The sequence below is a fragment of the Streptomyces sp. NPDC006997 genome, assembly GCF_040635175.1.
In the GTDB taxonomy this organism is placed as follows: domain Bacteria; phylum Actinomycetota; class Actinomycetes; order Streptomycetales; family Streptomycetaceae; genus Streptomyces.
The window spans coordinates 196,282-219,535 of sequence record NZ_JBEYHH010000009.1; the positions used below are offsets into that span (position 1 = coordinate 196,282).

Here is a 23,254-nt window from a genome sequence, read left to right on the forward strand (position 1 = left end):
GCTGCCCGACCCAGGTGGCTCCCGGATACGAGGGCGGCGCTTCGACGTCCGTCCTTACGCGGGACCTTCCTTACCCGGGCGCCTTCGCGGCGGCAGCGGGTGCGGCCATCGGGAAGAGGGCCTCCGCCGCCTCGCGGTCGGGCGCGAGCGGGTCGGTCACCGTGCCGGTCTCTTCATCGAACAGCCCCTGCGCCAGCCTGGTCACCGCTGCGGGGACCGGCGGCGCCAGGTCGGCCACGGCGCGGAGACCGGACAGGACGTCGTCGGGTCGTACGGCAGGCGTCACGTGCCGAACAACCAGCCGCAGTATCGCACAGGGCTGGTCGCTCGGCCTATCAGCCCGCGAACTGTGCGTTTCCGTGCTGTCCGGGCCGGGTGAGCCCATGGAGTGACTTTCCAGGCTGACGACGGCCGGGCGGGCGTCGAAGGTACGGACGCCGTTCTTGGTGCGGCGCTGGACCTCGACCGTCCCGGCGGCGTTGAAGGCGTCCACCGCTCGGCGGGCGTCCTCGGCCGGGACCCCGGTCAGCCGCAGCTCCCACACGGAAGCCGTCAGCCGGTCCGCGAGGCCCGAGGTGCGGGCCTCGACCGCCTCGATCACGTCGAGCCCGGGGGGCATCGACTCGTCGAGGAGGGCGCGCAGCCGCTCGGGATCGCGCGCTTCGGTGAGCGCGATCTCCAGGTACTCCGCCTCACTGCCCGTGCCGGTGGGTGCGGCATTGGCGTACGACACCTTCGGGTGCGGGGTGAACCCCGCCGAGTACGCCATGGGCACCTCGGCGCGGCGCAGCGCACGCTCGAAGGCGCGCTGGAAGTCGCGGTGGCTGGTGAACCGGAGGCGGCCGCGCTTGGTGTAGCGCAGTCGGATGCGCTGCACCGCTGGTGCGGGCGGCGGGCCTTCGGGCTGTCGCTTGCCCAGTGTCCTTGTCCTTCGTGAGAGCGGTCGTACTCCTACCAAGAGTACGTGTCCCGGCCCCGGGAGGTTCCCGCCGGTCCGGTGGGAACCTCCCGGACGCGCGCGCCCGCTTCCCCACGAGACCGATCCCCCACCGCCCGTTTCCCCTGAGCGACCCTGGCAGGCACTTCCCGGGGGAGGAACCGGGGGGCAATGCGGACCCGGCTGATGACCAAGGGCGACGAGCAGGCGTTGACGGAGCTGCGGGCGCGACTGGGCCGCGATCCCGGCACGGCCGGGGTGCCGGTCGAGACGGTCACCAGGGACGGCCCCACCATGAACGCCCTTCCGAGGTCGGCGCCTCTGCACGGAGGCCAACCTCCCCGTGGGCCCGACCCTGTGCCAGCAGGCCCTCGACTTCCTCGCCGCGGGGGGCAGGGAGGCCGAGGGCCTGCGGGACGACTGAGCCCGCCGGATCAGCCCGCGTTCTTCACGGTCAGCGGGAGCAGCTTCTTGCCGGTGGGGCCGATTTGTATGGCCGTGTCCATCTGAGGGCACACCCCGCAGTCGAAGCACGGGGTCCAGCGGCAGTCCTCGACCTCCGTCTCGTCGAGGGCGTCCTGCCAGTCCTCCCAGAGCCAGTCCTTGTCGAGGCCGGAGTCGAGGTGGTCCCAGGGGAGGACCTCCTCGTAGGAGCGCTCGCGGGTGGTGTACCAGTCGACGTCGACGCCGAGGGGGGCCAGGGCCTTGTCGGCGCAGGCCATCCAGCGGTCGTAGGAGAAGTGCTCGCGCCAGCCGTCGAAACGGCCGCCGTCCTCGTAGACCGCGCGGATGACGGCGCCGATGCGGCGGTCACCGCGGGAGAGCAGGCCCTCGACGATGCCGGGCTTGCCGTCGTGGTAGCGGAAGCCGATGGAGCGGCCGTACTTCTTGTCGCCGCGGATCTTGTCGCGGAGCTTGGCCAGGCGGGCGTCGGTCTCCTCGGCGGAGAGTTGCGGCGACCACTGGAAGGGGGTGTGGGGCTTGGGGACGAAGCCGCCGATGGAGACCGTGCAGCGGATGTCGTTGGAGCCGGAGACCTCACGGCCCTTGGCGATGACCCGCGTGGCCATGTCGGCGATCTGCAGGACGTCGTCGTCGGTCTCGGTGGGCAGGCCGCACATGAAGTACAGCTTCACCTGGCGCCAGCCGTTGCCGTAGGCCGTCGCGACCGTCCTGATCAGGTCGTCTTCCGAGACCATCTTGTTGATGACCTTGCGGATGCGTTCGGAGCCGCCCTCGGGGGCGAAGGTGAGGCCGGAGCGGCGGCCGTTGCGGGTCAGTTCGTTGGCGAGGTCGATGTTGAAGGCGTCGACGCGGGTGGAGGGCAGGGACAGGCCGACCTTGTCCTCCTCGTAGCGGTCGGCGAGGCCCTTGGCGATGTCGCCGATCTCGGAGTGGTCCGCGGAGGAGAGCGACAGCAGGCCGACCTCCTCGAAGCCCGTCGCCTTCAGGCCCTTCTCCACCATGTCGCCGATGCCGGTGATGGAGCGCTCACGGACCGGGCGGGTGATCATGCCCGCCTGGCAGAAGCGGCAGCCGCGGGTGCAGCCGCGGAAGATCTCCACCGACATGCGCTCGTGGACGGTCTCGGCGAGGGGGACCAGGGGCTGCTTGGGGTAGGGCCACTCGTCGAGGTCCATCACGGTGTGCTTGGAGACGCGCCACGGGACGCCGGAGCGGTTCGGGACGACGCGGGCGATCCGGCCGTCCGGGAGGTACTCGACGTCGTAGAAGCCGGGGACGTAGACGCCGCCGGTCTTCGCGAGGCGGAGGAGGACCTCCTCCCGGCCGCCGGGGCGGCCCTCCGCCTTCCAGGCGCGGACGATGTCGGTGATCTCCAGCACGGCCTGCTCGCCGTCGCCGATCACGGCGCAGTCGATGAAGTCCGCGATCGGCTCGGGGTTGAAGGCCGCGTGGCCGCCCGCCAGCACGATCGGGTCGTCGAGGCCGCGGTCCCTCGCCTCCAGCGGGATGCCGGACAGGTCGAGCGCCGTGAGCAGGTTGGTGTAGCCCAGTTCGGTGGAGAAGCTCACGCCGAACACGTCGAACGCCTTCACCGGACGGTGCGAGTCGACCGTGAACTGCGGGACCTGGTGCTCGCGCATCAGGGCCTCCAGGTCCGGCCAGACGCTGTAGGTGCGCTCGGCGAGGACGCCCGCGCGCTCGTTGAGGACCTCGTAGAGGATCATGACGCCCTGGTTGGGCAGTCCCACCTCGTACGCGTCCGGGTACATGAGCGCCCAGCGCACGTCGCACGCGTCCCAGGGCTTGACGGTGGAGTTGAGTTCACCACCGACGTACTGGATCGGCTTCTGCACATGCGGGAGCAGAGCTTCAAGCTGCGGGAACACCGACTCAGCTGGCTCGACAGACATCATGGGACTTTCGCGTGAGCTGACAGGGGTGACCCTCAAGACTAACGCGGGCCGCGAGCGCCCCGGCACGTCAGCCTTTCCGACGCCTTCCGACCTCCGTCCACAGCCGCGGCAGCTCGGCCTCCGCGGTCGCCGCCCGCTGCTCCTCCCTGCCGTAGAGCAGTCCGTAGGTGAAGGCGTTCTCGCCCGCCGCGTGGGCCTGGGCGGCCAGGTCGCGCAGGGCCTCGCGGGACATCACGCTGTCCTGGTGGTCGCCCAGCAGTCCCTGGAGCGCCTTCATCGACTTCGTCAGGGCGGCCATCGGGTCGCCCAGCGCGGGCGTCGCCGCCTCCGCCGCGTACCGGGCGCGCTTGGCCTTCTTGCGGGCCTCGTGCAGGGCCAGGTCGCGGTCCGGTCCTGGCGGCAGGGCGAGGGCCCGCTCGACGAGGGCGGAGACGGCCGCGAAGTCCTTGTCGACCGCCTTGGCGACCGCCTTCTCCGGCGCGGCCCCGGCCGCCTTGAGCAGCGGCGGGTCGGCGAGCAGCGCGTCCAGGGTGTCGAGGAGGGCGAGATAGCGCCTGCCGTCGAGTACGGCGGTCATGCGGCGCCGGGAGCCGGAGCGGCGCGCGTGCGACCAGGTGCGCAGCCGGGTGCGGACCGGGCCGGTGACCAGCGGGCGGGGCAGTTCGGCGAGGAGGGTCGTCAGGCGCTCGGTGAGGACCTCCTGGTCGCGGCCCGCGCCCAGCTCGCCCGCGAGCCACTTCAGCTCCTCGCCCACCGGGTCGGTGACCGTACGGTCCAGGATCCTGCCGTAGCTGCGGAAGGCGCTGCGTGCCCGCCGGGTGGCGACCCGCATGGCGTGCACCGAGTCGTACACGTCCCGGCGCACGGCGGGGTCGAGCCCGACGATGGCGTCCCGCTGGGCCCGCAGATAGGCCAGGACGTGCTCACCGCTGGTGCCGGGGCCCGGGGCGTCGGGCTGGCCCTTCTTCGTCCCGCGTCGGCTCTTCTTGCCCGGCTTCCTGCCCGGTGCCGTCGCCTTCAGGGCGCGGGCCAGTTTGGACGACGACTTCGACGGCCGTACGCCCGCCTTGCGCAGACGTCTCTCCACCTGGTCCAGGAGCGCCGGGTCGCCGCCGTCGGCCAGCTCCACCTCGATCTCGGTCCACTGCGCCGCGCCCGCTCCCCCGGCGAGCCGCTCCGCGTGTACGGCGTCCACGCTGACCTCGGCGAGTAGCGTGCCGTCGGCGTCGACGAGGTGGCGGAGGTCCCGGGCGGAGCGCAGCCGGACCACGGGCAGCAGTTCGGCGCCGCGCACCCGGGAGCGGACGAGCCCGGCGAGGGCGCGGGGCAGGGCGCCGGAGAGCGGGGCCTGGATCTCGTCCCGCACTCCGGGGCCGACCGGGAACTTCAGGTGCCAGCCCGCGTCGGAGCCGCCGGTGCGGCGGCGCAGGGTCAGCGAGTCCGCGGCGAGGCGCTCGTCGGCGGTGTCGTAGTACACGGCGTCGAGTTCCACGACGCCCTTGTCCAGGACCGCCGCGACCCCGGCGACTGCTGTCAGGTCGGGCAGTCCACTCTCGTCGGATTCGTACTTGCGTTCGATCTCGCGTTTCGTCTCCGCCATGACCTGAATCTAGTGGCAGACGGAGCACGGCGGCAGGGCCAACTACCGCTGAATCACGGACCAACGACCGCTTCCCCCGCCACGGTGACGCTACGCCGACATCGGCCGTTGCACCCGGATCGACTGCAACAGCCCCACCGCCACCCAGGTCGCGAACATCGACGAGCCTCCGTAGGACACGAACGGCAGGGGCAGGCCGGTGACCGGCATGATGCCGAGGGTCATCCCGATGTTCTCGAACGCCTGGAAGGCGAACCAGGCGACGATCCCCGCGGCGACGATCGTGCCGTACAGCTCGGTGGTCTCCCGGGCGATCCGGCAGGCCCGCCACAGCACGACGCCCAGCAGCAGGATGATCAGTCCACCGCCGACGAAGCCCAGTTCCTCACCGGCGACGGTGAAGACGAAGTCGGTCTGCTGCTCGGGCACGAACTGCCCGGTGGTCTGGGAGCCCTGGAACAGCCCGGAGCCCGTCAGCCCGCCGGAGCCGATGGCGATCCGGGCCTGGTTGGTGTTGTAGCCGACGCCAGCCGGGTCCAGCTCGGGGTTGGCGAAGGCGGCGAAGCGGTTGATCTGGTACTCGTCGAGGATGCCGAGCTGCCAGACGGTGATGGCGCCGAGCGCGCCGCTGCCGATCAGCCCGAGGACCCACCGGTTGGAGGCGCCGGATGCCAGCAGCACTCCCAGCACGATGATGACCATGACCATCACCGAGCCGAGGTCGGGCATCAGCATCACGATCAGCATGGGCACGGCGGCCAGCCCCAGGGCCTGGAGCACCGTCCGGTGGTCCGGGTAGGGTCTGTCGCCCGCGTCGACCCGGGCCGCCAGCAGCATCGCCATCCCCAGGATGATCGTGACCTTCACGAACTCCGAGGGCTGGAGCGAGAAGCCGCCGGCGAGCTGGATCCAGGAGTGCGCGCCGTTGACGGTGGAGCCCAGCGGGGTGAGCACCAGCAGGATCAGGAAGACCGAGATGCCGTACAGGATCGGCACCGCCGTGCGCAGGGTGCGGTGGCCGAGCCAGACCGTGCTGATCATCAGGGCGAACCCGATACCGGTGTTGAGCAGGTGCCGGATGAAGAAGTAGTACGGGTCGCCCTGGTTCAGTTCCGTACGGTTGCGGGTCGCGGAGTAGACGAGGACCGAGCCCATCAGGGACAGGGCGATGGCCGCGAACAGTATCGGCCAGTCGAGGCGGCGGGCCAGCGAGTCACGGGCGAACAGCCGCGTCCAGCCCGCGCGGTCGGGTCCGTAGCCGGAGACATGGAAGCTGTTGGCGCCGGTCATGCCGCTGCCGCCCTTCGCTTGCCGCGCCGCTGCCGCCTGCGGGTGAGCCGGTTGCCCGTGCCGGTCTGCTCGACGGTGGCCGCCACCTGCTCCTGGGCCGGGGCCTCGGGGCCCTTCTGGTAGGCCTGCTGGTCCTTCGCCGGGTCCTTGGACATCTTCGGGGCGGCGATCGAACCGTCCGCCTTGATCTTCGGCAGGCTCTTCTGCGGGGTGGGCAGGAGGGCCTTCTTCTTGTTGATGGTGCCGTCGTCGGCGACGCCGTACAGCGCGTCGTAGATGTTGCGGACGGCCGGGCCTGAGGCACCGGAGCCGGTGCCGCCCTGGGAGATCGTCATGACGATCGCGTAGTCCTTGGTGTAGGTGGCGAACCACGACGTCGTCTGCTTGCCGTAGACCTCCGCCGTACCGGTCTTGGCGTGCATCTCGATCTCGTCCTGCGGCCAGCCGCCGAACCGCCAGGCCGCGGTGCCCCGGGTGGCCACGCCCGCGAGGGCGTCGTCCATCTTGGTGAGGGTCGCCTTGTCGATGGGCAGCTTGCCGTGCGCCTCGGGCTTGATCTCGGTGACCTGCTTGCCGTCGGGGCTGATGACCGCCTTGCCCACGGTCGGGTCGTAGAGCGTGCCGCCGTTGGAGATCGCCGCGTAGATGGTGGCCATCTGGATCGGCGTCACCAGGGTGTCGCCCTGGCCGATGGAGTAGTTGATCTCGTCACCGGCGCGCATCTTGTTGCCTTCGAGGCAGTTCTCGTAGGAGATCCGCTCGACGTAGTCGCCGTTCTTCTTGCCCGTCTTGCACCAGGCGTCCTTGTTGGCCTTCCAGTAGTCCTGCTTCCACTGCCGGTCGGGGACGCGGCCGGTGACCTCGTTGGGCAGGTCGATGCCGGTCTCCTTGCCGAGGCCGAACTGGTGGGCGGTCTTGAAGAACCAGTCGCCGGGCTTCTTCTTGGGGTTGATCCCGCCGTCCCGCTGCCACTCGCTGTGCGCCAGCCGGTAGTAGACGGTGTCGCAGGAGACCTCCAGGGCGCGGCCCAGGCTGATCGCGCCGTGGTTCTGCGACTCGAAGTTCTTGAAGACCTGACCACCGACGGAGTAGGAGCTGGAGCACTCGTAGCTGCCGTCGAAGTCGTACCCGGCCTGTACCGCGGCGGCCGAGGAGACCACCTTGAAGATGGAGCCGGGCGCCGCCTGACCCTGTATGGCGCGGTTCAGCAGCGGGTAGTTGGACGACTTGCCGGTGAGCTTCTTGTAGTCCTTGGCGGAGATGCCGCCCACCCACGCGTTCGGGTCGTAGGTCGGGTTGGACGCCATGGCGACGACCCGGCCGGTCCTGGCCTCCATCACGACGACGGCGCCCGCGTCCGCCTTGTACCGCTCGTTGGTGTTGCGGTCCCACTCCTTGCGGGCGGTCTTCATCGCCTCGTTCAGCTCGTACTCGGCGACCCGCTGGACGCGGGCGTCGATGCTGGTGACCAGGTTGGAGCCGGGCTGGGCGTCGTCGGCCTCGGCCTCGCCGATGACCCGGCCGAGGTTGTCGACCTCGTAGCGGGTGACGCCCGCCTTGCCGCGCAGTTCCCTGTCGTACTGCCGCTCCAGGCCGTTGCGGCCGACCATGTCGGAGCGCAGGTACGGCGAGTCGGTGTCCTGCGCCTGCTTGATCTCCTCGTCGGTGACCGGGGAGAGGTAGCCGAGGACCTGGGCGGTGTTGGCCTGGCCCGGGTTCGCGTAGCGGCGCACGGCCTGCGGTTCGGCGGTGATGCCGGGGAAGTCCTCGGCGCGCTCCCGGATCTGGAGGGCCTGCTTGGGGGTGGCCTCGTCGGTGATGGGGATGGGCTGGTACGGCGAGCCGTTCCAACAGGGCTGCGGGGTGTCGGCGTCGCACAGCCGGACCTTCTCCATGACCTCCTTCGGCTCCATGCCGAGGACGCCCGCGAGCTTGGTGAGGACGGCCTTGCCGTCGTCCTTCATCTTCAGCAGGGCGGTACGGGAGGCGGAGACCACCAACCGGGTCTCGTTGTCGGCGAGGGCCACCCCGCGGGCGTCCAGGATGGAGCCGCGGACGGCGGGCTGGACGACCTGCTGGACGTGGTTGCCGGACGCCTCCTTGGCGTACGCGGCGCCCTCCCGGATCTGCAGGTACCAGAGCCGCCCGCCGAGGGTGGCGAGCAGGGAGAGGACGAGGATCTGGACGATGACGAGCCGGGTCTGGACCCGTGGGGTCCGACCGGTCTCGGGGATGTTGGTCACTGCGGTGCCTCCCCCTCTCAGAGTGCGAACGAGCGGCCGGACCTACAGGCGACCGAAAGCCGTGCGAGCGATGTGTGCGTGTGTACGAATGAGGAACGACCGACCCGCGGGCCCGGGTTCCGCCCGCCCTCACCCGTCCGGGTGAACTCCCCCGACCTCACAGCCGCTTGACCCCCTTGATGCGTCCGGCGCGCGCCACCCGCGCCCGTGCCGCCTTCACCTTCAGCCCGCCGAGCCCGCCGCGCTGCGCGCCGATCCGCAGACCGGTCCCGGAGGACAGCCAGCCGGAGGAGATGTCGGAGGCGCTGGACGCGGAGTTGGCCTCCAGCGGGTCGTTCTCGGCGCGCCGGGCGAGCGCCATCACCCCGGGGACGACGAACGGCGCCAGCAGCAGGTCGTACAGCGCGGCCGTGAACAGCAGGCCGCCGAGGCCCACATGGCGGGCGGCGGTGTCACCGACGAGGGCGCCGACACCCGCGTACAGCAGGGTCGTACCGACGGCGGCGGCGACGACCACGGCCATCGGACCCGTCGCCGACTTCAGCCGTCCGTTCTCCGGTCTGACCAGCCCGGCGAGGTACCCGACCACGCACAGCACCAGCGCGTACCGTCCGGCGGCGTGGTCGGCGGGCGGGGCCAGGTCGATCAGCAGCCCGGCGCCGAAGCCGACGAGGGCGCCCCCCACATGGCCGTACACCAGGGCGAGGCCCAGCACGGTGAGCAGCAGCAGGTCGGGCACGGCGCCCGGCAGGTGGAGCCGGGCCAGGACGCTCACCTGGAGCACCAGGGCGACGACGACGAGCGCGGAGGCGAGCAGGATCCGGTTGACGCGCATGAGTGACAGTCCCCTTACTGCTCTTGCTCTTGCTGGACCCCGCCGTCGGCGGGTGCCCCCGTGTCCCCGGTGCCCTCGGTACCTTCGGCGTTCTCCGCCCCCGGCGTCACCGTCACCGTCACGGTCGGCGTCGGAGTGGGCTTCGGCCGGGGCGGCAGCACCGTGTCGCGCGGGTCCTTCGCGGGGGCCTGCACGACCACGCCGACGATGTCGAGCTTGCTGAAACCGACGTACGGCGTCACGTACAGCGTCCGCGTCAGGTCGCCGCCGGACGGGTCGACGCGGGACACCACACCGACCGGCACGCCCGGCACGAACGGCCTGTCGGCCTGCGAACCGAAGGTGACCAGCCGGTCGCCCTTCTTCACCTCGGCCTTGCCGTTGAGGAGTTCCACGCGCAGCGGACGGTCGCCCTGCCCGGAGGCGAAGCCCAGCTCGTCGCTGTTCTCCATCCGGGTGCCGACGGTGAAGTCCGGGTCGCTGGCCAGCAGCACGGTGGCGGTGCTCGGTCCGACGGTGGTGACCCGGCCGACCAGCCCGTCCCCGTTGAGGACGGTCATGTCGCGCTGGATGCCGTCGTCGGCGCCGACGTCGATGGTGATCGTCCAGGAGAAGCCCTGCGCCGCCCCTATGGCGATGACCTCGGCACCCTTGATGCCGTACTGGCCCGCGCCCGCCGTCTTCAGCATCCTGTCGAGCTGCCTGGCCCTGCTGCGGTTGCGGTCGTCGCTGCCGAGCTCCGCCTTCAGCTCGGCGTTCTCCCGCTCCAGTTCGGCGAGCCGGTCGTGCCGGTCACCGGAGTCACGGATCGCGGAGACCGCGTTCCCGACCGGGTCGACCGCGGACGACACCCCGTCCTGGATCGGGCCGAAGACGGTGGCGGCGGCCTGCCGGGCACCGTCGACCGGTGAGTCCTCCCCGCCGCGGATGTCCACCGTGATCAGCGCGAACGCGGTGGCGACCAGCAGCACAAGAAGCAGCCGGCTCTCTCGTGTGTCCCTCACGTGCGGCGGCCGTGCCCTTCCTCATCGAATTCAGGAGTGAAACGAGATAAAGCGGTAGCTGGAGATCGATCTGTCGCAGCTTATGCCTCTGAACCAACGATCCGCCGCACGAGAGGAGATCATCTCGTACGGCGGAATCGACCACTCACGTCATCTGCGCGGCTGGGCGTCCAGCACCTGCTGGAGCGCCTCGAACTCCTCGACACACTTGCCGGAACCGAGCGCCACGCTGTCCAGCGGGTCCTCGGCGATGTGGATCGGCATACCGGTCTCCCGGCGCAGCCGCTCGTCCAGCCCGCGCAGCAGCGCCCCGCCGCCGGTCAGAACGATGCCGCGGTCCATGATGTCGCCGGACAGTTCCGGCGGACACTTGTCGAGGGTCGTCTTCACCGCGTCGACGATGGCGTTGACCGGCTCCTCGATCGCCTTGCGCACCTCCCCGGCGGAGATGACGACGGTCTTGGGCAGGCCGGAGACGAGGTCCCGGCCACGGATTTCGGTGTGCTCGTCGGAGTCGAGGTCGTACGCCGAACCGATCGTGATCTTGATCTGCTCGGCCGTGCGCTCACCCAGCAGGAGCGAGTACTCCTTCTTGATGTGCTGGATGATCGCGTTGTCCAGTTCGTCGCCCGCGACCCGGATGGACTGGGCGGTGACGATGCCGCCGAGGGAGATGACCGCGACCTCCGTGGTGCCGCCGCCGATGTCCACCACCATGTTGCCCGTGGCCTCGTGGACCGGCAGGCCGGAGCCGATGGCCGCGGCCATGGGCTCCTCGATGATGTGCACCTGGCGGGCGCCAGCCTGGGACGACGCCTCGATGACGGCGCGGCGCTCGACGCCCGTGATGCCCGACGGCACACAGACGACGACCCGCGGGCGAGCCAGATACCGCCGCTTGTGGATCTTCAGGATGAAGTAGCGGAGCATCCGCTCGGTGATCTCGAAGTCGGCGATCACACCGTCCTTCAGCGGACGTACGGCAACGATGTTGCCGGGCGTGCGCCCGATCATCTTCTTCGCTTCGGCGCCGACCGCGAGGATGCCACCGGTGTTGGTGTTGATCGCGACGACGGACGGCTCGTTGAGTACGATCCCGCGACCCCTGACGTACACCAGCGTGTTGGCGGTCCCGAGGTCGACAGCCATGTCACGGCCGATGAACGACATTGAGTTCCCCATCAGGATTCGTCTGGCCTTCCCACGAGCTTTTGAGAGCTTTTCAGGTTGGCGAGGTGGGTGCGGTGACGTGAAGGCTTCCATCGTAGACGCGCCTTCCCGAACACTGCGGGAGGGTCTTCGCCATTGTCAGCAGATGCGCCGCGGGTTCGCTTGTGGAGACGAGCGTTCGGGGACACTCGTTCCCTCGATCGCCTCGCCTATGCCGGGAAGCCCGGGACGAGGGAGCCCGCTCCCGGGACTTCCGGTCACGCTACCGGGCTACGCCCGGCCAGGGAAGAAGATCTTCACCTCACGCTCGGCGGACTCCTCGGAGTCGGAGGCGTGGATCAGGTTCTCGCGGACGATCACACCGTAGTCACCGCGGATGGAACCGGGCTGCGCGGCGATCGGGTCGGTGGGACCGGCGAGTTGCCGCACGCCCTCGATGACCCGCTCACCCTCGACGATCAGCGCGACGACGGGGCCGGAGGCCATGAACCCGACGAGGGGCTCGTAGAAGGGCTTGCCCTTGTGCTCGCCGTAGTGCTGCTCCAGCGTGTCCTGGTCGAGGGTGCGCAGTTCCAGCGCGGTGATCTGCCAGCCGGCCTTGCGCTCGATACGGCTGATGATCTCGCCGGTCAGGCCCCGCCGGACGGCGTCGGGCTTGAGCAGCACGAGGGTGCGCTGGGTCACGAGGTGCTCCTTGGAATCAAAGGATGTGCGGGAGGACGAAGATTACCGGGCGTGTCCCCCCACCCGTTACGCAGCGTCAGGCTGACGGCCCACGCCGCGCGTCGGCATCGGTCTGGACCCCACGCCGCGCGTCGGCCGCCGACCTGACGGGCCTCACACCGCGTCGGGCTGGTCCGCCTCGGTGGCCGCCGCGAATCTCGCCTTCGCCTCGTCCACCTTCCGCCCGAAGTGCACCGAGGACCACCACAGGCCCGCGAACAGCACGCCCACCACGAACATCATCGGCACGAAGAACCCGGAGGCGACGAGCCCCACCTGGAGCACCCAGCCCAGGGCGACCCCGCCCGGCCGGGTGAGCAGCCCGCAGAGCAGCAGGCTGAGCAGCATCCCGGCGCCGCACACCGCCCACACCGTGCCCGTGGACAGGTCGTCGTCCTTCATCGCCACCAGACCGGCGAAGCCGATGATGAGGAACTCCGCGATCAACGTCCCAGAACAGAGCGTACGCATCAGAAATCAGCCCCTCCCCAGAAGCAGCCGGGCCTCGCCGACCGTGATGACGGAACCGGTGACCAGCACACCGCCGCCCGCGAACTCGCCCTCTTCCTCCGCGAGCGTGATCGCCTCCTCCAACGCGTCCGGCAACCGCGGCTCGACCTGCACCCGCTCGTCCCCGAACACCTCCACCGCGACCGCCGCCAGCTCGTCCGCGTCCATCGCGCGGTGACTGGAGTTCTGCGTCACCACGATCTCCGCGAACACCGGCTCGAACGCCTCCAGCAGCCCCCGCACGTCCTTGTCCCCGCTCGCGCCGACCACCCCGATCAGTCGGCTGAACTGGAACGCCTCCCCGATCGCCTCGGCCACCGCCCGCGCGCCCGCCGGGTTGTGCGCCGCGTCCAGCACGACCGTGGGTGACCGCCGTACGACCTCCAGGCGGCCCGGCGACGCCACCGCGGCGAACGCCTTGCGCACCGTGTCGACGTCCAGCGGCTCGGCGCGCTGCGCGCCCACCCCGAAGAACGCCTCCACGGCGGCCAGCGCGACGGCCGCGTTGTGCGCCTGGTGCGCTCCATGCAGCGGCAGGTACACCTCGGTGTACTCACCGCCGAGCCCGCGCAGCGTCAGCAGCTGCCCGCCGACCGCGACCTGCCGGTCCACGACCCCGAACTCCAGGCCCTCCCGGGCCACCGTGGCGTCCACCTCGACAGCCCGCTTCAGCAGCACCTGCGCCGCGTCCACCGGCTGCTGCGCCAGGATCACCGTCGCGCCCTGCTTGACGATGCCCGCCTTCTCCGCGGCGATCTCCCCGGGCGTGGACCCGAGCCGGTCGGTGTGGTCGAGGTCGATCGGCGTCACCACGGCCACGTCACCGTCGATCACGTTGGTGGCGTCCCAGCTGCCGCCCATGCCGACCTCCACCACGGCCACGTCCACCGGCGCGTCCGCGAAGGCGGCGTACGCCATCCCCGTCAGCACCTCGAAGAACGACAGCCGGTAGTCCTGCTGGGCGTCGACCATCTCGACGTACGGCCTGACGTCCCGGTACGTCTCCACGAACCGCTCGGCGCTGATCGGCGCGCCGTCCAGGCTGATCCGCTCGGTGATCGACTGCACGTGCGGGGACGTGTAGCGGCCGGTGCGCAGGTCGAAGGCGCCGAGGAGCGCCTCGACCATGCGGGCGGTGGAGGTCTTGCCGTTGGTGCCGGTGATGTGGATCGACGGGTACGTGCGCTGGGGGTCGCCCAGGACGTCCATCAGCGCGGCGATCCTGCCGACCGACGGCTCCAGCTTGGTCTCGCCCCAGCGGGTCGCCAGCTCGGCCTCCACCTCGCGCAGGGCCTGGTCGACCTCGGGGTCCTCCGGGCGCGCGGGCACGTCGGACTCCGGGGGGCCGCCCTGGGTGCGGAGGGTGCGGCTGCCGGCCTCGATCACGGCGAGGTCGGGGTCGCGCTGGGTTTCGGCCTCGATGATGTCTTCGAAGGAGTCGAGGGGGTCGGGCTCGTTCTGGTCGGTCACGGGGCCAGTCTACGGAGCGGGGGTGACATCGGGTGGGGGTGGCTTGTGTCGTCGGGTGAGTGCGGCGTCGTCGTGGCTTGTCGCGCCCACGCGGCGGAGCACGTTGACACAACCCCGCGCCCCTTGAGCACGTGAGGGCCCCGGCGCCTCCCAGCACCGGGGCCCTCCCAGCCGTACGGACCGCTACGCCTGCGGCAGCTTCTCCAGCTGGGCGGAGATGCGGGCGATGTCCTCCTCCGCCTTGGACAGGCGGCCCCGGATCTTGTCCACGACGTTGTCCGGTGCCTTCGCCAGGAACGCCTCGTTGCCGAGCTTGGCCGCGGCCTGGGCCTGCTCCTTCTCGGCGGCGGCGAGGTCCTTGGCGAGCCGCTTGCGTTCCGCCGCCACGTCGATCGTGCCGGACAGGTCCAGCGCGACCGTCGCCCCGGCGACCGGCAGGGTGGCCGTCGCCGCGAAGGCGTCGCCCTCCGGCTGGAGCCGCAGGAGCTGCCGGATGGCGGCCTCGTGCGCGGCGAACGGCGTGCCGTCCAGCGTGAGGCGGGCCGGGACCCGCTGGCCGGGCTGGAGGCCCTGGTCGGCGCGGAAGCGGCGGACCTCGGTGATCACCGACTGGAGGTCGGCGATCTCCCGCTCGGCGGCGGCGTCGCGGAACCCGGAGTCGCCCGGCCAGTCGGCGATGACCAGCGACTCACCGCCGGTCAGCGTCGTCCACAGGGTCTCCGTGACGAACGGGACGACCGGGTGCAGCAGCCGCAGCGTGACGTCGAGGACCTCGCCGAGGACGCGCTTGCTGACCTCGGCCGCCGCGCCGCCCGCCTGGAAGGTGGTCTTGGACAGCTCCACGTACCAGTCGAAGACCTCGTCCCACGCGAAGTGGAACAGGGCGTCGGAGACCTTCGCGAACTGGTAGTCCTCGTAGAACGCGTCGACCTCGGCGACCACCGAGTTCAGCCGGGAGAGGATCCAGCGGTCCGTCGACGACATCGCGGAGGCGTCCGGCAGCGGGCCCTCCACCGTGGCGCCGTTCATCAGGGCGAACCGGGTGGCGTTCCAGATCTTGTTGGCGAAGTTCCGGGAGCCCTGGACCCAGTCCTCGCCGATCGGGACGTCCACGCCCGGGTTGGCGCCGCGCGCCAGGGTGAAGCGCAGGGCGTCGGAGCCGTACTTGTCCATCCAGTCCAGCGGGTCGACGACGTTCCCGAAGGACTTCGACATCTTCTTGCCGTTCTGGTCACGGACCATGCCGTGCAGGGCGATGGTGTGGAACGGCGGGGTGCCGTCCATCGCGTAGAGGCCGAACATCATCATCCGGGCGACCCAGAAGAAGAGGATGTCGTAGCCGGTGACCAGGACGGAGTTCGGGTAGAACTTCGCGAGCGACTCGGTCCGCTCCGGCCAGCCGAGGGTGGAGAAGGGCCACAGGCCGGACGAGAACCAGGTGTCGAGGACGTCGGAGTCCTGCCGCCAGCCCTCGCCGCTCGGCGGCTGCTCGCCGGGGCCGACGCAGACGACCTCGCCGTCCGGGCCGTACCAGACGGGGATGCGGTGGCCCCACCACAGCTGGCGGGAGATGCACCAGTCGTGGAGGTTGTCGACCCAGTCGAAGTACCGCTTCTCCATCTCCTGCGGGTGGATCCTGACCCTGCCGTCGCGGACGGCGTCACCGGCGGCCTTCGCCAGCGGGCCGACCTTGACCCACCACTGCATGGAAAGCCGCGGCTCGACGGTGGTCTTGCAGCGCGAGCAGTGGCCGACCGAGTGGACGTAGGGCCGCTTCTCGGCGACGATCCGGCCCTCGGCGCGCAGCGCGGCGACGATCGCGGAGCGGGCCTCGAAGCGGTCCAGGCCCTGGAAGGGGCCGTGGACGGTGATGACGGCGTGCTCGTCCATCACGGTGATGGCGGGCAGGCCGTGGCGCTGGCCGATCTCGAAGTCGTTCGGGTCGTGCGCCGGGGTGACCTTGACGGCACCCGTGCCGAACTCGGGGTCGACGTGGGTGTCCGCGACGACCGGGATGGAGCGGTCGGTCAGCGGCAGCCTGATCTGCTTGCCGATCAGGTGCCGGTAGCGCTCGTCGTCGGGGTGGACGGCGACGGCGGTGTCACCGAGCATCGTCTCCGCGCGGGTGGTGGCGACGACGACGGTGTCCTCGCCCTCCCCGTACTTCATGGAGACCAGCTCGCCGTCGTCGTCCTGGTACTCGACCTCGATGTCGGAGATCGCGGTGAGACAGCGGGGGCACCAGTTGATGATGCGCTCGGCGCGGTAGATCAGCTCGTCGTCGTAGAGCCGCTTGAAGATGGTCTGGACGGCCTGGGACAGGCCCTCGTCCATCGTGAAGCGCTCACGCGACCAGGCGACGCCGTCGCCGAGGCGGCGCATCTGCCCGGAGATCTGCCCGCCGGACTCGGCCTTCCACCGCCAGACACGCTCGACGAACGCCTCCCGGCCGAGGTCGTGCCGGGACTTGCCCTCCTTGCCCAGCTCCCGCTCGACGACGTTCTGCGTGGCGATGCCCGCGTGGTCCATGCCGGGCTGCCACAGCGTCTCGTGGCCCTGCATCCGCTTGCGGCGGGTCAGGGCGTCGATGAGGGTGTGCTCGAAGGCGTGCCCGAGGTGCAGGCTGCCGGTGACGTTCGGCGGCGGGATGACGATGGTGTAGGGCGGCTTGTCGCTCTTCTCGTCCGCCTCGAAGTAACCGCGTTCTACCCAGCGCTCGTACAGCGCCCCCTCTACCTCGGCCGGCGCGTACTGGGTCGGCAGTTCGGTGGTGGGCGCTGGTTGCTGCTGCTGAGTGTTCTCGGTCACGAGCCCAGTTTAGGGGTGTCACCACGCGGTCCCGAAACGCGATTCCTTTGTAACGGCTGGCACCCCGGTGCGGTGTGGGGGTCCGGGCTGGGCCAGGATGTCAGGAACACTTAAGCATCTGGAGGGGAACCCAGTAATGAGTCACAACCAGCCGGGCCCGTACGGCGGGCAGCCCCAGCAGCCCGGGCCGTACGGTCAGCCGGGTCCCTACGGTCAGCAGCCGCAGGCCCCCCAGCCCGGCTACGGCTACCCCCAGCAGCCGCCCGCCCAGCCGCAGCCCGGCTACGGCTACCCGCAGCAGCCCGGCCAGCCCGGCGTGCCCCCGCAGCAGCCCCCGTACGGCCAGCAGCCCCAGCAGCCCTACGGGCAGCAGCCGTACGGTGTTCCGCAGCCCCCGGCGCCCGGCGGCGGCAAGAAGAAGACCGGCATCGTCATCGGCGCGGTCGCCGTCGTCGCGGCGATCGCGGTCGGCGCGTACTTCGTCATCGGCGGCAGCGACGGCAGCGGCTCCGTCGCCGACGACGGCCCGCACAAGCTGACGACGCCCGCCACCGTCCTCGACGGCGAGTACAAGAAGGGCGAGAGCGACGGCGACGGCATGACGGAGAGCGACGTCAAGGACGCCGAGAAGTGGGGAGTGAAGAACCCCACCGACGTCGAGGCCCAGTACACCTCCGGCAACGAGGACAACCCGCTGTCGCAGAAGATGCTCAACTTCGGCGGCGTGTACGGCGAGATCGAGGACCCCGAGGCGGTCGTCGACGCCTTCCTGGCCCACATGGAGAAGGAGGCCGGGAAGGATGAGGACGACGACATGAAGGTCACCTTCGAGGGCGATCCCACCTCGTACGACGACGCCGACGGCGCCGTACTGAAGTGCCAGGACGCCAAGATGGAGCCGACCGACGACTCGTCGTCCAGCGGTGGCCCGAGCGAGATGTACGTGACCTTCTGCGCGTGGGGTGACTACAGCACGCTGGGTCTGGTGATGCCGATGGACCTCGCGAACATCGCCGCGGAGAAGAAGTCGGACCAGGCCGCCGCCGCGGAGATCACCGCCAAGCTCCGCGAGGAAGTCCGCGTCGAGTCCTGACGGCCCGTAACGGCGAAGGGGCCCCGGCCGGTTGGCCGGGGCCCCTCCCCATGTGTACGACGGCTACGCCGACTTCTGCTCGCCGTTGCCCCGCCCCCGCGCGTCCCTCGGGATCAGCGTCGGGTTGACGTGGGAGTGGACGACGTCGGCGGTGATGACGACGCGGGCGACGTCCTTGCGGGACGGCACCTCGTACATCACCGACATCAGCACCTCCTCCATGATGGCGCGCAGACCGCGGGCGCCGGTCTGGCGGAGGATGGCCTGGTCGGCGATGGCCTCCAGCGCCTCCCGCTCGAAGTCCAGCTCCACACCGTCGAGTTCGAACAGCCGCTGGTACTGCTTCACCAGCGCGTTACGCGGCTCGACGAGGATCTGGAGCAGCGCCTCGCGGTCGAGGTTGTGCACGGAGGTGATGACAGGCAGACGGCCGATGAACTCGGGGATCATCCCGAACTTGACCAGGTCCTCCGGCATGATGTTCTCGAACTGGTCCTTGGACTCCAGCTCCCGCTTGGAGCGGATGGTGGCGCCGAAGCCGATGCCCTTCGCGCCCGCCCGGGACTCGATGATCTTCTCCAGGCCCGCGAAGGCGCCGCCCACGATGAACAGCACGTTCGTCGTGTCGATCTGGATGAACTCCTGGTGCGGGTGCTTGCGCCCGCCCTGCGGCGGCACCGAGGCCGTGGTGCCCTCCAGGATCTTCAGCAGGGCCTGCTGCACGCCCTCGCCGGAGACGTCACGCGTGATGGAGGGGTTCTCGCTCTTCCGCGCGACCTTGTCGATCTCGTCGATGTAGATGATCCCGGTCTCGGCCTTCTTGACGTCGTAGTCAGCGGCCTGGATCAGCTTGAGCAGGATGTTCTCGACGTCCTCGCCCACGTACCCCGCCTCGGTGAGCGCGGTGGCGTCGGCGATCGCGAACGGGACGTTCAACATGCGGGCCAGGGTCTGCGCGAGGAGGGTCTTGCCGGAACCCGTGGGGCCGAGCAGCAGGATGTTGGACTTCGCCAGCTCGATGGCGTCGTCACGGCCCTGCGCGCCGCCGTTCTCCCCCGCCTGGACCCGCTTGTAGTGGTTGTAGACCGCCACGGACAGGGCCTTCTTCGCGGGCTCCTGCCCGACGACGTACCCCTCCAGGAACTCGTAGATCTCCCGGGGCTTGGGCAGTTCCTCCCAGCGGACCTCGCTGGACTCCGCCAGTTCTTCCTCGATGATCTCGTTGCAGAGATCGATGCACTCGTCGCAGATGTACACACCGGGACCTGCGATGAGCTTCTTGACCTGCTTCTGGCTCTTGCCGCAGAACGAGCACTTGAGCAGATCGCCGCCGTCACCGATGCGTGCCACGGTGTGCTTCCCCTTCGCCTGGGAGCGCCTGGACGCCTGAGTCCAGCGGCTCCTGGTGCTGCCTTATGTCCGACGGTACCTTGCCGAGCCCCCCGTTCGGGCCCCCCTTGGCACGGTTCACTTTGACGTGGACCGTGCCAGAGCCGTACCAAGGGGCGGCAGACGCTACCGGATCCGCGTCAGCGGACGTCAGCGTTGTTCATCTTCCGGGTGGAGATGATCTGGTCGATCAGACCGTACTCCAGGGCGTCCTCAGCGGTGAGGATCTTGTCGCGCTCGATGTCCTCGCGGATCTTCTCGATCGGCGTGGTGGAGTGCTTGGACAGCATCTCCTCCAGCTGCGAGCGCATCCGCAGGATCTCGTTGGCGGCGATCTCCAGGTCCGAGACCTGGCCGCGGCCGGTCTCGCTGTAGGGCTGGTGGATCAGCACGCGCGCGTTGGGCAGCGCCATCCGCTTGCCGGGCGTGCCGGCGGCCAGCAGCACGGCCGCGGCGGAGGCCGCCTGCCCCATGCAGACCGTCTGGATGTCCGGCTTGACGAACTGCATCGTGTCGTAGATCGCCGTCAGCGCGGTGAAGGAGCCACCGGGGCTGTTGATGTAGACCGAGATGTCCCGGTCGGGGTCCATCGACTCCAGGCACAGCAGCTGCGCCATGACGTCGTTGGCGGAGGCGTCGTCGATCTGGACGCCGAGGAAGATCACCCGCTCCTCGAAGAGCTTCGCGTACGGGTCGTACTCGCGGATGCCCTGCGAGGTGCGCTCGACGAAGCGCGGGATGACGTAGCGGGACTCGGCCTGGGGGCCGGTGTAGCGGCCCTGGGCGCTCATGTCCTGCGCGGCGTCCACACGGCCGTAGAGGCCGCTGCCGGGGAAGTGGTTCACGGTGTCTCCTGGAAAGGGGCTGGGGCGGTGACTGGGGGCTTGGCCGGGGCCGTCGCTCCTCGGGGGGAGCGTGGGGTCTGCCGGGGCCTGTAAGGGGCCGCTACGGCCCTCAGGAGGCCGCCCCGGTACCGCCGCCGCCCGGCATACCGGCGGCCGTCGGGATCACGTCGTCGATGAGCCCGTACTCCTTGGCCTCGTACGCGTCGAACCAGCGGTCGCGGTCGGAGTCACGGGTGATCTGCTCGACGGACTGACCGGTGTGCAGCGAGGTCAGTTCGGCCATGCGCTTCTTGGTGTGCAGCAGCCGCTCGGCGTGGATCTTGATGTCCGAGGCGGAGCCCGCCAGGCCCGCGGAGGGCTGGTGGATCAGGATCTCGGCGTTGGGCAGCGCGAAGCGCTTGCCGCGGGTGCCCGCGCTGAGCAGGAACTGGCCCATGGAGGCCGCGAGGCCCATGGCGATGGTGACCACGTCGTTCTTGATGAACTGCATGGTGTCGTAGATCGCCATACCGGCCGTGATCGAGCCGCCGGGGCTGTTGATGTAGAGGTAGATGTCCTTGTCCGGGTCGGCGGCAAGGAGCAGCAGCTGTGCGGTGATCTTGTTCGCGATATCGTCGTCGACCTGCTGGCCGAGGAAGATGATCCGCTCGTTGAGCAGCCGGTTGTAGACCTGGTCGCCGAGGCCACCACCGATGGAAGGCTCGCCGGCGGCGGAGGGCATCAGATTCGTCACGTATCCACCTGCTCGTCTTGCGACGGCGCCGGGCCGTCGGGCCGTCTTGCTTTCTGCCGTATTCATGGACCCTAACGCCGTGGCCCGCCCGGGGAATCCCGGTAAGGGGGGTGTTCGCCGGGGGCGTAGTCGCTCCGCCGGGTGGGCGGAGGTCCCACTCGCCGTGGTGGTGGCCGGGGACGGCGACGGGCCCTGGGTCACCTACGTACCCAGGGCCCGTCGTGGATCACTCGTGGATCACCGGGGGTGCCGTACGGCTCAGGCCTCGGGCTTGGCCTCGGGCTCGGCGGCCTCGGCCCCGGCCTGGTCGGCGGTGCCCTCGGCGGCCTCGACCGTCTCGGTGGCGGACTCGGTCTTCTCGACCTCGTCCTCCTCGTCGTCCAGGTCGACGACCTCGCCGTTGGTGTCCTTGACCGTGGCGGCCTCGACGACGACGGCCAGCGCCTTGCCGCGGGCGACCTCGCCGACGAGCAGCGGGACCTGGCCCTGCTCGACGACGGCCTGCGCGAACTGGTCGGGGGACATGCCGGAGGAGGCCGCGCGCCGCATGAGGTGCTCGGTCAGCTCCTCCTGGTTGACGTTGAGCTTCTCCACCTTGACCAGCTCGTCGAGGACGAACTGGGTCTTGATGCCCTTGACCGCGGCCTCGCGGGTCTCCTCGTCGAACTCCTCGGCGGTCTTGCCCTGGAGCTCCAGGTACTTCTCCAGGTCCAGGCCCATCTGGCCGAGCTGGTGGTGCTCCAGGTTGTGCTTGCGGGTGTTGACCTCGTCCTCGAGCAGCTTCTCGGGGACGGGCACCTCGACCAGTTCGAGCAGCTTCTCCAGGACGCGCTCCTGGGCCTGCGTGGCCTGGTCGTACTTCTTCATGTTCTCGAGGCGCCCACGGCTGTCCGCCTTCAGCTCCTCCAGGGTGTCGAACTCGGAGGCGAGCTGCGCGAAGTCGTCGTCCAGCTCGGGCAGTTCGCGCTGGGCGACCTGGGTGACCTTGACGGTGACCTCGGCCTCCCGGCCCGCCGCGGAGCCGCCCTTCAGCTCGGAGGTGAAGGTGGCCTCGCCACCGGCCTCCAGGCCCTTCACGGCGTCGTCGATGCCGTCCAGCAGCTCGCCGGAGCCGATGGTGTAGGAGACGCCGCTCGCGACGCCGTCCTCCAGGACCTCGCCGTCTACCTTGGCCTCCAGGTCGAGGGTGATCACGTCGCCGTCCTCGGCGGCACGCTCGACCGGGGTGGTCGAGGCGAAGCGCTCGCGGAGCTGCTCGACGGACTTGTCGACGTCCTCCTCGGTGACCTCGACCGCGTCGACCTCGACCTCGATGCCGGAGTAGTCCGGGATCTCGATCGTCGGGCGGATGTCGACCTCGGCGGTGAAGTTCAGCGTGTCGCCGTCCTTCAGCTCGGTGATGTCGACCTCGGGCTGGCCCAGAACGCTGACCTCGGCCTCGTTCACCGCGCGCTCGTAGAACTTCGGCAGCGCGTCGTTGACGGCCTCCTCCAGCACGGCGCCGCGGCCGAACCGCTGGTCGATGACCCGGGCGGGGATCTTGCCCTTGCGGAAGCCCTTCACCGTGACCTGCTGGTTGATCTTCTTGTACGCCGCGTCGAGGCTGTCCTTGAGCTCCTCGAAGGGCACCTCGACAGTGAGCCGAACCCGGGTCGGGTTCAGGTTCTCCACGGCGCTCTTCACGGTTCGGTCTCCTTGTGGCTGACTTCACGGGTTCTGCCGGAGCCAGACCGGCCCGGCGGATGTCGTCGCCCGGAGGACTACTGTGCGACTTCACTTTCACTGCGGAGACACACGGAGACACGGGCGCGCAGCTTGCATAGTAGCCGCAGCGGCGGACCCGCCCAAAAGGCGATCACCGAGGTGATCGAGGGAAAGGGTGGTTGGTCGGGGTGGCGGGATTTGAACCCACGGCCTTCCGCTCCCAAAGCGGACGCGCTACCAAGCTGCGCCACACCCCGTCTGGTGCGACACGTAGGGTACATGCCCGCAGGCCGTGCGGCCGCCGCATTACCCGACCGGTCCACCGGGACGGTCGCGCACGGCGGCGGCGGGAAACGGGGTGTGCGACGAGGGGGCGCGACCCGCTACGATGCCTGTGGTGCCGCGGTCGGCTGACCTGCGGCGCTTCTGCGCGGGCGTAGCTCAATGGTAGAGCCCCAGTCTTCCAAACTGGCTACGCGGGTTCGATTCCCGTCGCCCGCTCTGTCTCGCCCTTGGGCCCGG

At 69.9% G+C, this 23,254-nt stretch carries 17 protein-coding genes and 2 tRNA genes; 2 read left to right on the top strand and 17 right to left on the bottom strand.

Features of this window, described 5'->3' with window-relative positions:
• Nucleotides 1-70: 70 nt before the first annotated feature.
• The 12 genes from ABZ659_RS11860 to ABZ659_RS11915 all read right to left on the bottom strand — a co-directional run bounded on the left by ABZ659_RS11860 (nucleotide 71) and on the right by ABZ659_RS11915 (nucleotide 16,968).
• Nucleotides 71-877 carry a TIGR03936 family radical SAM-associated protein gene (locus ABZ659_RS11860; protein WP_360216804.1) on the bottom strand — a complete coding sequence of 269 codons (807 nt, stop codon included), beginning with the start codon at nucleotides 875-877 and terminating at the stop codon, nucleotides 71-73.
• 494 nt (nucleotides 878-1,371) lie between these two features.
• Nucleotides 1,372-3,312 carry a TIGR03960 family B12-binding radical SAM protein gene (locus ABZ659_RS11865; protein WP_360216807.1) on the bottom strand — a complete coding sequence of 647 codons (1,941 nt, stop codon included), beginning with the start codon at nucleotides 3,310-3,312 and terminating at the stop codon, nucleotides 1,372-1,374.
• Between the two features lie 70 nt (nucleotides 3,313-3,382).
• Entirely contained in the window at nucleotides 3,383-4,915 is a 1,533-nt protein-coding gene (locus ABZ659_RS11870) for a CYTH and CHAD domain-containing protein (RefSeq protein ID WP_360216810.1), read from the bottom strand.
• A gap of 90 nt (nucleotides 4,916-5,005) precedes the next feature.
• Nucleotides 5,006-6,205, bottom strand: coding sequence for a rod shape-determining protein RodA (rodA, locus tag ABZ659_RS11875; RefSeq protein ID WP_360216813.1), 1,200 nt, complete (start codon nucleotides 6,203-6,205; stop codon nucleotides 5,006-5,008).
• A complete protein-coding gene (gene mrdA, locus ABZ659_RS11880; protein ID WP_360216816.1) occupies nucleotides 6,202-8,448 on the bottom strand; it encodes a penicillin-binding protein 2 in 2,247 nt (748 codons plus the stop codon). The genes rodA and mrdA overlap by 4 nt, the downstream gene beginning before the upstream one ends.
• A gap of 157 nt (nucleotides 8,449-8,605) precedes the next feature.
• Nucleotides 8,606-9,283: a rod shape-determining protein MreD gene (gene mreD, locus ABZ659_RS11885; protein ID WP_360216819.1), complete on the bottom strand. Its 678-nt coding sequence runs from the start codon at nucleotides 9,281-9,283 to the stop codon at nucleotides 8,606-8,608.
• Between the two features lie 14 nt (nucleotides 9,284-9,297).
• Nucleotides 9,298-10,287: a rod shape-determining protein MreC gene (gene mreC, locus ABZ659_RS11890; protein ID WP_360216822.1), complete on the bottom strand. Its 990-nt coding sequence runs from the start codon at nucleotides 10,285-10,287 to the stop codon at nucleotides 9,298-9,300.
• A 150-nt stretch (nucleotides 10,288-10,437) separates the two neighbouring features.
• The gene (locus ABZ659_RS11895; RefSeq protein ID WP_121888712.1) at nucleotides 10,438-11,457 is read right to left on the bottom strand and encodes a rod shape-determining protein; all 1,020 of its coding nucleotides are present in this window, start codon (nucleotides 11,455-11,457) and stop codon (nucleotides 10,438-10,440) included.
• Nucleotides 11,458-11,727: 270 nt separating this feature from the next.
• Entirely contained in the window at nucleotides 11,728-12,141 is a 414-nt protein-coding gene (gene ndk / locus ABZ659_RS11900) for a nucleoside-diphosphate kinase (RefSeq protein WP_360216825.1), read from the bottom strand.
• A 153-nt stretch (nucleotides 12,142-12,294) separates the two neighbouring features.
• A complete protein-coding gene (locus ABZ659_RS11905) occupies nucleotides 12,295-12,651 on the bottom strand; it encodes a DUF4233 domain-containing protein (protein WP_360216828.1) in 357 nt (118 codons plus the stop codon).
• 6 nt (nucleotides 12,652-12,657) lie between these two features.
• On the bottom strand, nucleotides 12,658-14,160 hold the full coding sequence (locus ABZ659_RS11910) for a folylpolyglutamate synthase/dihydrofolate synthase family protein (RefSeq protein WP_360216831.1): 1,503 nt from the start codon (nucleotides 14,158-14,160) through the stop codon (nucleotides 12,658-12,660).
• A 183-nt stretch (nucleotides 14,161-14,343) separates the two neighbouring features.
• Nucleotides 14,344-16,968, bottom strand: a complete 2,625-nt coding sequence (locus ABZ659_RS11915) for a valine--tRNA ligase (RefSeq protein ID WP_360216834.1) — start codon at nucleotides 16,966-16,968, stop codon at nucleotides 14,344-14,346.
• Nucleotides 16,969-17,104: 136 nt separating this feature from the next.
• Here ABZ659_RS11915 and ABZ659_RS11920 point away from each other — a divergent pair, with 136 nt between their 5' ends.
• Nucleotides 17,105-18,061, top strand: a complete 957-nt coding sequence (locus ABZ659_RS11920; protein WP_360216837.1) for a hypothetical protein — start codon at nucleotides 17,105-17,107, stop codon at nucleotides 18,059-18,061.
• 63 nt (nucleotides 18,062-18,124) lie between these two features.
• Here the strand turns inward: ABZ659_RS11920 and clpX are convergent, their stop codons facing one another.
• The 5 genes from clpX to ABZ659_RS11945 form a co-directional block, all read right to left on the bottom strand.
• A complete protein-coding gene (clpX, locus tag ABZ659_RS11925; protein WP_360216840.1) occupies nucleotides 18,125-19,411 on the bottom strand; it encodes an ATP-dependent Clp protease ATP-binding subunit ClpX in 1,287 nt (428 codons plus the stop codon).
• 179 nt (nucleotides 19,412-19,590) lie between these two features.
• Nucleotides 19,591-20,241 carry an ATP-dependent Clp protease proteolytic subunit gene (locus ABZ659_RS11930; RefSeq protein ID WP_360216911.1) on the bottom strand — a complete coding sequence of 217 codons (651 nt, stop codon included), beginning with the start codon at nucleotides 20,239-20,241 and terminating at the stop codon, nucleotides 19,591-19,593.
• A 163-nt stretch (nucleotides 20,242-20,404) separates the two neighbouring features.
• Complete coding sequence (locus ABZ659_RS11935; RefSeq protein WP_360216913.1) at nucleotides 20,405-21,016, bottom strand: ATP-dependent Clp protease proteolytic subunit; 612 nt, start codon at nucleotides 21,014-21,016, stop codon at nucleotides 20,405-20,407.
• Nucleotides 21,017-21,286: 270 nt separating this feature from the next.
• Entirely contained in the window at nucleotides 21,287-22,711 is a 1,425-nt protein-coding gene (gene tig, locus ABZ659_RS11940; RefSeq protein WP_360216843.1) for a trigger factor, read from the bottom strand.
• A 201-nt stretch (nucleotides 22,712-22,912) separates the two neighbouring features.
• Nucleotides 22,913-22,989, bottom strand: a tRNA-Pro gene (locus ABZ659_RS11945).
• A 173-nt stretch (nucleotides 22,990-23,162) separates the two neighbouring features.
• Between ABZ659_RS11945 and ABZ659_RS11950 the strand changes: the two genes are divergently transcribed.
• A tRNA-Gly gene (locus tag ABZ659_RS11950) sits at nucleotides 23,163-23,233 on the top strand.
• Nucleotides 23,234-23,254: the final 21 nt, after the last annotated feature.